11 protein-coding genes are annotated in these 11,920 nt (G+C 40.9%); 10 read left to right on the forward strand and 1 reads right to left on the reverse strand.

Translation table 11 applies throughout. From position 1 onward, the window contains the following. The first annotated feature begins 343 nt into the window (after positions 1-343). The 8 genes from J9537_RS01200 to J9537_RS01235 all read left to right on the forward strand — a co-directional run bounded on the left by J9537_RS01200 (position 344) and on the right by J9537_RS01235 (position 8,144). Positions 344-2,374 carry a BglG family transcription antiterminator gene (locus J9537_RS01200; RefSeq protein WP_218256428.1) on the forward strand — a complete coding sequence of 677 codons (2,031 nt, stop codon included), beginning with the start codon at positions 344-346 and terminating at the stop codon, positions 2,372-2,374. Next, positions 2,374-2,658 (forward strand): PTS sugar transporter subunit IIB, encoded by a 285-nt coding sequence (locus J9537_RS01205; RefSeq protein ID WP_218256429.1) that lies wholly within the window; start codon positions 2,374-2,376, stop codon positions 2,656-2,658. Before J9537_RS01200 ends, J9537_RS01205 begins: the two co-directional genes overlap by 1 nt. Before the next feature lie 90 nt (positions 2,659-2,748). Further along, complete coding sequence (locus J9537_RS01210) at positions 2,749-4,113, forward strand: PTS ascorbate transporter subunit IIC (protein ID WP_218256430.1); 1,365 nt, start codon at positions 2,749-2,751, stop codon at positions 4,111-4,113. A gap of 15 nt (positions 4,114-4,128) precedes the next feature. Further along, complete coding sequence (locus tag J9537_RS01215) at positions 4,129-4,971, forward strand: transketolase (protein ID WP_218256431.1); 843 nt, start codon at positions 4,129-4,131, stop codon at positions 4,969-4,971. Between the two features lies 1 nt (position 4,972). Then, positions 4,973-5,923 carry a transketolase family protein gene (locus J9537_RS01220; protein WP_218256432.1) on the forward strand — a complete coding sequence of 317 codons (951 nt, stop codon included), beginning with the start codon at positions 4,973-4,975 and terminating at the stop codon, positions 5,921-5,923. Positions 5,924-6,008: 85 nt separating this feature from the next. Then, positions 6,009-6,707: an NAD-dependent protein deacylase gene (locus J9537_RS01225; RefSeq protein WP_218256433.1), complete on the forward strand. Its 699-nt coding sequence runs from the start codon at positions 6,009-6,011 to the stop codon at positions 6,705-6,707. 74 nt (positions 6,708-6,781) lie between these two features. Beyond that, complete coding sequence (locus tag J9537_RS01230; RefSeq protein ID WP_245001273.1) at positions 6,782-7,615, forward strand: chorismate mutase; 834 nt, start codon at positions 6,782-6,784, stop codon at positions 7,613-7,615. Between the two features lies 1 nt (position 7,616). Continuing rightward, positions 7,617-8,144, forward strand: coding sequence for a transcription repressor NadR (locus J9537_RS01235; RefSeq protein WP_218256434.1), 528 nt, complete (start codon positions 7,617-7,619; stop codon positions 8,142-8,144). Between the two features lie 12 nt (positions 8,145-8,156). Here J9537_RS01235 and def read toward each other — a convergent pair whose 3' ends face one another. Then, complete coding sequence (gene def / locus J9537_RS01240; RefSeq protein WP_218256435.1) at positions 8,157-8,720, reverse strand: peptide deformylase; 564 nt, start codon at positions 8,718-8,720, stop codon at positions 8,157-8,159. A 265-nt stretch (positions 8,721-8,985) separates the two neighbouring features. Between def and rpsO the strand changes: the two genes are divergently transcribed. After that, positions 8,986-9,255 (forward strand): 30S ribosomal protein S15, encoded by a 270-nt coding sequence (gene rpsO / locus J9537_RS01245; protein ID WP_010747233.1) that lies wholly within the window; start codon positions 8,986-8,988, stop codon positions 9,253-9,255. Between the two features lie 481 nt (positions 9,256-9,736). Further along, positions 9,737-11,866, forward strand: coding sequence for a polyribonucleotide nucleotidyltransferase (gene pnp, locus J9537_RS01250; protein ID WP_218256436.1), 2,130 nt, complete (start codon positions 9,737-9,739; stop codon positions 11,864-11,866). The last annotated feature ends 54 nt before the right edge of the window (positions 11,867-11,920 follow it).

Consider the following 11,920-nt stretch of genomic DNA (forward strand, 5'->3'; position numbering starts at 1 on the left):
AGTTATTATGTTTCACAGTCTAAAGCCTAGAAATGAAAAAGTCAATGGAAATCATTTGAAACGAACAAAAAACTTGTTCGTTTTTTTAATTACTTTGAATTATTTGTTCGAAAAGTCCAAAGATATTGGCAAATAATTTTTCTTTTAGTAAAAAAGGCCTTTTTTCGTTTGGATAAAAGTATTGCAACAGTACTATTCGTTCTGAATAATACGATTAGGCAGCCTCAGCACATAATTTTGCTTTCGGTACAATCATTTTGATTTTCAAAACGTAAATTGTACTGAAGAAGGTTCGATAATAAAACGGTTACACTCTATACTTTAGTCAGGAGGTGAGGAGAAAGTGAATTACAAAATGAGCTATCTCCTATCCAATTATTTTAATCGTTACGTAACATTAAAAGAAGCGACCCAGCAGACGGGATTATCTACTAATGAGCTCGCGACTCAATTAGCAGAGTTAAATTTGACCGTTGAAAGCGGGGCAGTTTCAGAAGAACAGCATGTGTTCATTCAGCCGCTCTCTATCGAGCAGTGGACACGAAAACTTGTGAATCATACGTATGAATACCTTGTTTATACTGAGGAGCAGCGTCAGGCATTGATTTATTTGTTGAGTTACTCTGCGTTTGAGGAATTGTCACTGTTTCATTTTCAAGATTTTTTAGAGATTTCAAAAGGCACGGCGATCGCTGACGTTAAAAAGCTCCGAACCTATTTATCCACCCAAGGGATTGAATTGGTGTATTCCAGAAGAGCAGGATTTTATCTAACTGGTGATGAACTGGAGATTCGGCGAGTGGCGCAAAATTTTGTTGCTCGTTTAGTACAGGAAACGACGGGGAAATTTGGTTTGTTCTATTGGTTGAATCAGTTTGATCTGACATTGTATGCGAGCATTCGTGATCATATTCAGAAATTAACGAGTAACCTAGGGCTGACCATTGTACCAAGTAGAATTGAGGAAGTCTGCTTATTGATCGGATTGTCCTATAAGCGTATCAAGGAACAGCGTTTGACTCAATTGACTGATTTGGACATTTTACAGTCGTTAACGGTCCATCAAGCTAGTGAACAATTTTTTGATACTTTTTTTGAAAAAAATCATCCGATTGAAACAGGCTATCTGACGATGGTATTAATGACTATCGTACAAGGAGAAATTCGTGATTTACAACTGGATTTCTTACTAAGCTGTTCGGCAGAAATTATCCATCGGATGGAAAATTATTCAGCAATTCAATTTTCAAATTTTAGAGAATTATTGATGAATCTTTTTTATCATCTAGTTCCCGCTTATTTTCGCATTCGGTTCGGTTTTTACTTGCCTAATGTTTTGATTGAAAATATTCAACTGGATTATCCGGAGATTTTCGATTTTACAAAACAAGCACTTTATCCGTTAGAGCAAGTTGTAGGACAAAAAATTCCCATTGAAGAAGTTGGTTTCTTTTCCATCTTGTTTGGTGGAGCGATTACCAACCAGAAGGCTGAAGAAGCTGAAAAGGAAGTCCGAGCGCTCATTGTTTGTCCAAGTGGGATCAGCTCTTCTTTGATCTTACAAACAGAGTTAAAAAAAATGTTTTCGACGATTCGCTTCCAGGAAGCTGGCTCGATCGATCAGCTGCAGAATATTTCGGAGGAAAATTATGATGCGGTTTTCTCAACCATTCCATTGAATAGCAAGAAACGTGTGTATCTTGTTAAGCCGCTAATGTCGCAGCTGGAAAAAAATCAATTGATCAATCATGTTCAGGAAGAATTGCTTGTTCCTGGTTATTCACTGCCCAGTGCGGAGGAAATACTCAAGGCACTGAACCCCTATATTGATTTGAAAAAAGGGGTGACGGAAGAAAAGCTGTACAAAGTGTTAAATAAGAAAATGAATCGATTAATTGAGAAAAAGGAGGACAATCGTCCAATGTTAACAGAACTTATAACTCCGGATATGATCCAAATCAGCACAGAGGTTGCGGATTGGGAATCAGCGATTCGTTTGGCGGCACAGCCTTTGGTAGATAGCCAAAAAATCGAGGATCGTTATTCGGAGGCAATGATTGAAAAAGTAAAACAGTATGGACCATTTATCCATATCGGTAAAGGGATCGCTTTGCCCCACGCACGACCTGAAGACGGCGTGAAGGCACTAGGAATGTCGCTCTTAAAGGTGGAGAAGCCCGTTTTACTATTAAATGATGAAAAGCATGCCATTCAATTATTTGTTTGTTTAGCAGCAGTCGACAACGAAGCTCATTTGCGTGCATTGTCTAGTCTAACTAAACTATTATCCAATCGAGAGAACTTGGATGATCTATTGGCATCAACAACCAAAGAAGAAATCACAACTATTTTAACTAGAGGAGAGAATAACTAATGAAATTTGCAGCAGTATGCGGCTCAGGCTTGGGCTCAAGCTTTATGGTAGAAATGAATATCAACAGTGTATTACAAGAATTAGGGGTAAAAGACGTCGAAGTTGCTCATTACGATATGGGGAGTGCCGCGCCCGATCTAGCGGATGTCTTTTTTGTGGGGACAGACTTAGCAGATAGCGCGAAGCATCTTGGAGAAGTCGTTGTTTTAGACAGCATTATTGATATGGATGAATTAAAAACGAAGGTTCAAGCGGTTTGCCAAGAAAAGGGCCTTCTTTCCTAACATTTTTGCTAGATAGTAAAGAAATCTTGTTCTTAGCCATCTGAACGGATAGCAAAAGAATTACTTGAAAACGATATAGGAGGAATACAAATGAACGGAATTTTGGATATTTTGATCGATATTGCCAGTACACCTGCTTTATTGGTTGCATTAATAGCCATTTTAGGGAATGTTTTGCAGAAAAAAGATACAGCGTCTATTGTTAAAGGCGGAATTAAAACGTTTGTTGGATTCTTGGTAGTAACTGCGGGTGCTGGTGTAGTTGAGGGCTCATTGGCACCGTTTGGCGAGATGTTTCAAGCCGCCTTTAACATGCAGGGAGTAGTACCAAATAATGAGGCTATCGTAGCGCTGGCTCTAACGAAGTATGGCACGTATACAGCACTTATTATGTTAGTCGGAATGATTTTTAATATTTTGATCGCACGTTTTACGTGCTTCAAATATATTTATTTGACTGGGCATGCAACCTTATATATGTCTTGTATGATTGGTGTCATTTTAAGCGTAACGAAAATGGGTGCCGTTCCATTAGTGCTGTTTGGCGGTCTAGCCTTAGGGATAGCCAATACTATTTTCCCAGCGGTGGCTCAACCATTTACAAAGCAAATTACGAAGAATAATACCGTTGCCTTAGGACATACTGGAAACTTCGGCTACGCCTTGAGTGGTCTCATCGGAAAATATGTTGGCAACAAGGAAAAATCAACAGAGGATATTAATTTTCCGAAAGGCTTATCCTTCCTACGAGATTCTACTGTCAGTATCACGATCACGATGGCTGTTGTTTATGTGATTGTGGCTCTCTTCGCCGGAAATTCTTATGTTACGACTAATTTAAGTGATGGGACAAACTACATCATCTATTCTTTACAACAAGCTGGGTCGTTTGCGGCGGGCGTCTTCGTCATCTTAGCTGGGGTTCGTTTGATCTTAGCGGAAATTGTTCCAGCCTTCAAAGGTATTTCAGAGAAATTAGTCCCAAATTCAGTACCTGCATTAGATTGTCCAATCGTATTTCCATATGCGCCAAATGCCGTATTGATCGGGTTCTTGACTAGTTTTGTTGGTGGGATTGTAAGTTTGGTGATCATGGTTCTTACTGGAACGACAGTGATTATTCCTGGTGTCGTACCTCATTTCTTCTGCGGAGCAACAGCTGGAGTTTACGGGAACGCTACTGGGGGACTGCGAGGAGCGGTCGTTGGTTCTTTTGTTCATGGAGTAATTATCAGCTTTATGCCGATTCTTTTAATGCCGGTTATGGGTGATTTAGGCTTCCAGGGATCCACCTTCTCAGATACCGACTATGGTGTCGTGGGTATCTTCTTAGGAAACTTAGCAAATGCTGGTGGACAAATCGCAGTCATTTCTGGAATTGTGGCTGTCTTAGCGGTATTGGTTGGATTAACGGCTATAAGCAAAAACAAAAAATCAAAAGCTGTCTCAGAGTAAGAGGAGAAGTGTGGAATGAAGAATGTGACAATCAAAGAGTTAGAGGATTTGGCGACAAAAATTCGAATCAATAGTATTGAAGCTATTCGAAAAGTCGGAGCGGGGCATATCGGGGGTTCGCTATCAATTGTTGAACTATTAGCTGTGCTTTATGGGAAGCAAATGGTTTATGATCCCGAAAATCCTCAGTGGGAAAAGCGTGACCGCTTAGTATTGTCAAAAGGGCATGCGGGTCCAGCTTGGTATAGTGCATTATCGGCAGTTGGCTTCTTTCCAGAAGCATGGTTATGGACATTGAATGAGGGGGGAACCAAGTTGCCCTCACATCCAGACCGAAGAAAAACTCCTGGTGTGGATGCTACTACAGGTTCACTAGGACAAGGAACTTCTCTAGCGGCAGGGATAGCTACTGGATTGAAACTGCAAAAGAGCGAGAGCTATGTCTATCTAATTGTCGGGGATGGCGAATTAAATGAGGGGCAATGCTGGGAAGCTTTTCAATACATCGCTCATTTCAAATTGAATCACTGCATCGTAATCATTGATGAAAATAAGAAGCAATTGGATGGCACGACACAGGAAATATTGAATCCGTTTGATCTTACAGAAAAAATGCGCGCGTTTGGTTTTGCTGTACAAAAAGCCAAAGGAAACGATCTAATCGCCATTGATCAAGCGATTGAAGCATGTAAAAAAATTGAAGACCAAGCAGTTTGTATTGTTTTAGATAGCGTAAAAGGGCAAGGGGTAAAATATTTTGAAGAAATGGCGGCCAACCATTCAGTAAAATTTGATAAGGATGCCGTTCAAGAAGCTACAGATCAAGCTCTAGAGGAATTAAGAAAGGGGCGTGCCTAATATGTTCACCTTAGCAGATAATCATGAGGTTGGTAAAGAATTGCGGGCAACGGTAGTAGATGCCTTGAAAGCGGCGATGTCAGTAGATGAGAAAATCATCGCACTGGATGCGGACCTGGGCGGCGCAAGTAAGTGGACAGAGCTTGCTCAAAGTACACCAGAACGTTTTATTAATGTTGGAATTGCTGAAGCCAACATGGTCGGGGTGGCAGCAGGACTTAGTCTGACTGGCTACACACCATTTATCCACACCTTTGGTCCTTTTGCGACGCGTCGTGTGTTAGATCAAATCTATCTATCTGGTGCTTACTCAGACAACACGATAAATATTTATGGTTCAGATCCAGGCTTTACTGCGGGGCATAATGGCGGGACACATACCACATGGGAGGATGTCGCACTATTGCGTTCAATCCCAGAAGTCATCATATGCGACGCCGCCGATGAAGTGCAGATGGATTGGATCATCAAGGAATTCGCTAGATTAAAAGGTGTACACTATGTTCGCGGTAATCGTAAAGGCGTAAAAAATATCTATGCACCCGGTTCGACCTTCAAGCTTGGTAAAGGCAATGTATTGCGAGAAGGACAAGACTATTTGATTGTTGCCACAGGCCAGCTTGTTTCTGAAGCATTAGAAGTAGCGAACGCCTTAGAAGCGAAGGGAGAATCAGTCGAAGTCATTGATATGTTTACTATCAAGCCTTTAGATAAGGAATTGCTGCTGGAACGATTCATTGGAAAGAAAGCCGTTATCACGATTGAGAATCATTCGATTACTGGTGGCCTTGGTAGTGCTGTGGCCGAAGTTTTAGCCGATAACGGGTTGGAGATACCTTTGAAACGAGTTGGTGTTGATGAGCGTTTCGGTCAAGTAGGAACGCCAGCTTTCCTACAGGAGGAATTTGGCTTGACGACGACGAAAATTTTAGAACAACTAAACAGCCTATAAAAAAGAATTCCCTCAATTTTTAATTGGGGGAACTCTTTTTGTTTTGTGTTGAATTTATACTATACTGATTCTTGAGGTGATAGAAATGGAAATCACAGTTGATCAAACTGTAGAAATGATTCAACAAAGCAAAAGTATTACATTTCTAACAGGAGCAGGTGTTTCAACGCCTTCTGGAGTCCCTGATTATCGTTCGCTGCAAGGGGTGTATCATGGACTTGAGGCACCAGAATATCTTTTAAGTAATGCGTGCTTGGTTCATGAGCCAGAAAAATTTTATCAATTTGTAAAGCATTTATACCATGAAGAGGCGCAACCCAATAGTATTCATCTAGCAATGGCGGAAATGGAAAAAACGAAAAAAATCTGGGTCGTATCGCAAAATATTGATGGTCTGCATGCAGCAGCAGGAAGTCGGCATTTAGTGAATTTCCATGGTTCGTTATATGACTGTTATTGTCGTAATTGCGGAGAAGACGTGCCATGGGAAGAGTATTCACAAAGTGATCGGCATCGCGTATGCGGTGGACAGATTCGGCCAAACATTGTTTTATACGGTGAAGGATTTGAAGAGAAGGTGATTCAGCAGGCAATCCAAGCAGTTGGAAATGCTGAGCTTGTGGTTATCGTAGGAACAAGCTTTCAAGTTCATCCGTTTTGTGATTTAATTTATGAAAAACAACAGTCTGCGAATGTTTTAGTAATAAACCAGACACCGATTCAATTGGCAGGCGAGTATAATTTTGTGCAAACAAATGGTGTAGCAGTTTTTAGTAAATTGTAGATACCTATCTGTCCCATCTGCAGTTTTTAAGAGAATAGAAGAGTATTGTGACATAAAAGCTAGGAGGAAGATGAGTGGAGTTAACAGAAAAAGAAAAAATGATCGCAGGCAAATTATATTTTGCCGGTGATCCTGAATTAGTAGCCGACCGTAAAGATGCACGAGTGAAATTGTATGCAATCAATCAAGAGATGGATAAGAAAAAACGCGAGGAACTGGTAAAGGCGACTTTTGGCGGGACTAAAAACCGTGTATACATCGAGCCGACGATCTCCTTTGATTATGGCTACAATATTTTTGTTGGAGAGAATTTCTATTGTAATTTCCATAATGTTTTCTTAGATATTTGTCCAATTACCATTGGCGACAACTGCCTGTTTGGACCGAATGTTCAATTGTATACAGCTAGTCATCCATTAGAGCCAGGAAAACGGAACAGCGGACAAGAACTTGGCAAACCAATTACTATTGGGAACAATGTTTGGATCGGCGGCTCTTCTGTCATCATTCCAGGTGTGACTTTGGGTGATAATGTTGTTGTTGCTGCGGGTGCAGTCGTGACGAAGTCCTTCCCAGACAATGTCGTGGTAGGGGGGAATCCAGCGCGGATTATCAAGACGATCGAGGAAGACAAGGAAAAGGACGCCTTAACTCAAGCGCGTGAAAAAATTGATCAAATTGATCAGGAGCTCGTGAGTCTATTAGAAAAACGAATGTCGGCAGTTAGTGAAGTGACTACTTATAAAGCGCAAACAAAAAAAGCGGTCTTAGACACTAATCGAGAAGAAGCAGTGTTGGAAAATGTCGCGAATTTGGTAAAGGATGAAAACTATCGAGAAACGATTGTAGAGACATTTAAGGATATTATGAAACAATCACGGAATTATCAAGAAAGGCGGTTGAAATAGCATGATGGATGGGGATAAACGTAAAGCTGAAATATTACGCGCGCTGCAGCAAACGGAAAAGCCAATCAGTGCCACCAGCTTTGCAAAAGAATTTGGCGTGAGCCGTCAGATCGTAGTTGGTGATGTCGCATTATTGCGAGCCTCAGGAGAAAATATCATCGCAACTGCCCGCGGTTATCTGTTAGAACGTGAATCTGAAAAGCTAATTAGTAAGATAGCAGTACAACATACGCCACAGCAGACAGAGGAAGAACTGCGAACGATCGTTGAACATGGCGGTGAAGTGATTGATGTCGTCGTAGAACACCCTTTGTATGGTGAACTTGTCGGAGGCTTGCATCTTACAACGCAGCAAGACGTGGATACGTTTATTAAAGAAGCGAATGAGCTGCAAGTAACCCTCTTATCCGAGTTGACAGCGGGGATTCATTTACACACGATTGCCTATGAAACGTTAGAAGATTTAGCAGAAATCAAACAGGCGCTTTCGGAAAAAGGGATTCTATATGAAGAAAAACACCATTCGTAGTGAATGGTGTTTCTATTCGATGACTAAAACGCCATCTTTTAGTTGTAACGGATTCTTTTCATCGATGTGATCGTAGAACATGACGCCATTAATATGATCAATCTCATGCTGTACAACGATTGCGTTATAGTTTTTCAAACGTATTTTATGTTTCTCGCCCTCTGCATCAAAATAAGAAACAGTAATGCGTGCAGCACGAACAACATAACCTGGTACTTCTCGATCAACCGATAAGCAGCCTTCTCCTTCGCCTAAGCAGGCCTCTTGGACCGAGTGGCTTAAAATTTTCGGATTGTACATCACTGTACTGATTCCGTTCTCAGGTTTTTCTGGATCAACACTCGGAACATGAACAGCAATGATCCGTTTTGAGATGTCTAACTGGGGAGCGGCCAAGCCGACACCGCCTCGTAGATTTAATTCTTCTGCTTTTACGGGGTCTTGACTGTTTTTAAGAAACTGCAGCATTTCTTTGCCAAGCTCCACATCTTCAGCGGTTGGAGGAATCGGGACTTCTTTGGCAACCGCCCGCAAGGTTGGATGGCCTTCCCGAATAATATCATCCATTGTGATCATTAAAAAGTCTCCTCTCAGACATGATTTCATCACGTTAGTTTAACACAAAAAGTAAGTAAGGTAAAAAAACTGTTTCTAGAGAAGCCGTTCTTTAAAGAAATTGTAATGATTGTAAAAGACTTGCTTAAATTGCTGTACAGCTTGATTTTTTAGAGTAAATAAAGTAAAGTGTTAGAGTGTGCAAAGCGCACCACCTATCACTTGGTTGGGCGATTCACCAACGCTCTACTCAGTCGTAGGAAGAAAAAAGGAAGAGGTGAAAACCATGGCATTGTCAAAAGAACGTAAAAACGAAATCATCAATGAATATGCTCGCCATGAAGGAGATACTGGTTCTCCAGAAGTACAAATCGCTGTATTAACGGAAGAAATCAATCAACTTAATGAGCATGCACGTGTCCACAAAAAAGACCACCATTCATATCGCGGTCTAATGAAAAAAGTTGGTCATCGTCGTAACTTGCTAGCTTACTTACGTAAGAATGAAGTACAACGTTACCGTGAATTAATCCAACGTCTAGGACTACGTCGTTAATTCGTACTACTATGAAAGTGAGGTTCCTAGGAATCTCACTTTTTTTGACAGTTTCACTTCGTATTTTCAATACGTTAATGAAATGTTATGCGAAGCGAGAATAAGTTCATTTTTCTGGTTTGTAGAAAAATGAGCTAGCTGCTAGTTTATCATGCAAACGTAGAAAATATTAGTAGGCGATCGTTTATATCTAAGTGATTCTATTACCGAGGCTTTCTCGGAAAAAATAAAAGACCTTTGATTAGCGTGTTGTCACTCTACTAACCAAATGCAAGTAGAGGTTGAAACAGAAGTGTTCAGCTTCAAGAAATAAGACAGGCAATCTGAAAACAGCTTTTCGTATTTTCGAGATTGACGGACTTATTTCCGTAGAAGCTACTTCTGGTACACCGTTTATTGGCAATTTCAGTGTACGCATGTTTCACCCGCTGTTTCCATTTGTTTAGTAGCGTCGCACTGGTCAAAGGGAAAAGGAGAAATTATGTCAGAAAAACAAGTTTTTAAAACCACTTGGGGCGGACGCCCTCTGCAAGTTGAAATTGGTCAGCTTGCTAAACAAGCGAATGGCGCAGTATTGGTTCGCTATGGAGACACAGTTGTATTAAGTGCAGCGGTTGCTTCAAAAGAAGCGAAGGATACCGACTTTTTCCCATTAACGATCAACTATGAAGAAAAGATGTATGCGGTAGGTAAAATTCCTGGAGGCTTCATTAAGCGTGAAGGACGTCCAAGTACAGATGCGACTTTAACCGCTCGTTTGATTGACCGCCCGATTCGTCCGATGTTCGCTGATGGCTTCCGTAACGAAGTTCAAGTGACAAACGTGGTAATGAGTGTGGAACAAGATTGCTCCCCTTCAATGGCGGCGATGTTTGGTTCTTCATTAGCATTAGCTATTTCAGATATTCCGTTTGACGGTCCTATCGCAGGAGTTGATGTGGGACGTGTGAATGGCGAGTATGTGCTAAACCCTACGACGGAACAACATGAGGCATCAGATATTGATTTAACCGTTGCCGGTACGAAACAGGCTATCAACATGGTTGAATCTGGTGCAAAAGAAGTCTCTGAAGAAGATATGTTAGGGGCATTATTGTTCGGTTTTGAAGCAATTAAAGAAATGGTCGCTTTCCAATCTGAAATCGTCGCAGCAGTCGGTAAAGAAAAAATGGAAGTGTCCTTATTACAAGTCAATCCAGAATTGAAAAAAGAAATTTTTGACGGCTATTACGAAACAATGAAGACAGCTGTAATGACGATGGACAAATTGGCTCGTGAAGATGAAATCGAAAAAGTTAAAGAAACAGTGAAAGAAGTCTATGGAGAAAAATTTGCGAATGTTGAAACCGAAGACTTAGTTCAAATCACAAAAGAAGTGAAACAAATCGCAGAAGATCTTGAAAAAGATGTCGTGCGCAAATTAATCACGATTGACAAGATTCGTCCGGATGGTCGTAAATTAGATGAAATCCGTCCATTGGCAGCAGAAACAAGCTTATTGCCACGGGTTCACGGATCAGGTTTGTTCACTCGGGGACAAACACAAGCATTGTCTGCTTGTACCTTGGCGCCTTTGGGTGAGCATCAAATTATTGATGGTTTAGGAACAGTTGAAAGCAAACGATTCATTCATCATTACAATTTCCCACAATTCTCTGTTGGTTCAACAGGACGAGCAGGATCTCCTGGTCGCCGTGAAATTGGACATGGAGCATTGGGTGAACGTGCTTTGGCTCAAATTATTCCAAGTGAAGAAGATTTCCCTTATACAATTCGTCTAGTAGCGGAAGTATTGGAGTCAAACGGTTCGTCTTCACAGGCAAGTATCTGTGCGGGCACTTTAGCATTGATGGATGCGGGTGTTCCAATCAAAGCGCCTGTTGCCGGGATCGCTATGGGATTAGTTTCAGATGGAGAAAACTATACAATCTTGACAGATATCCAAGGGTTGGAAGACCATCTTGGCGATATGGACTTTAAGGTTGCTGGAACAAAAGATGGTATCACTGCTTTGCAAATGGATATTAAAATCCAAGGGATCACAGAACAAATTCTTTCAGAAGCGTTGACACAAGCGAAAAAAGCGCGGATGGAAATTTTAGAAGTGTTGACGGATACGATCGCTGAACCGCGTGAAGAATTAAGTCCTTATGCACCGAAGATTGAAATGATCCAAATCGACCCAGATAAGATCAAGACAGTTATCGGTAAGGGCGGCGACACGATTAATGGCATTATCGAAGAAACTGGCGTGAAAATCGATATTGATCAAGAAGGCAATGTCAGCATCGCTTCTTCCGATGCTGAGATGATTAAGAAAGCTATCAAGATCATTGAAGAACTAACAAAAGAAGTAAAAGTCGGCGAAGTTTATCTAGGTAAAGTAGTTCGTATCGAAAAATTTGGTGCTTTCGTAAACTTGATTAAAGGCAAAGACGCGCTGGTTCATATTTCTCAACTTGCTAACGAACGCGTTAATAAAGTGGAAGATGTTGTGAAACTAGGGGACGAAGTACTCGTTAAAGTCACTGAAATCGACCGTCAAGGACGTGTAAATGCTTCTCGTAAAGTCTTGCTGAAGGAAGAAGAAAGCAAAAAAGAAGAAAAATAGTTTCTATTTTGAGGTTATTCTTTGACAATTCTCTCTGGAAACTGGATAATACGG

Origin of the sequence: Enterococcus raffinosus, assembly GCF_019175485.1 — a bacterium.
Taxonomy (GTDB): Bacteria; Bacillota; Bacilli; order Lactobacillales; family Enterococcaceae; genus Enterococcus_A; species Enterococcus_A raffinosus.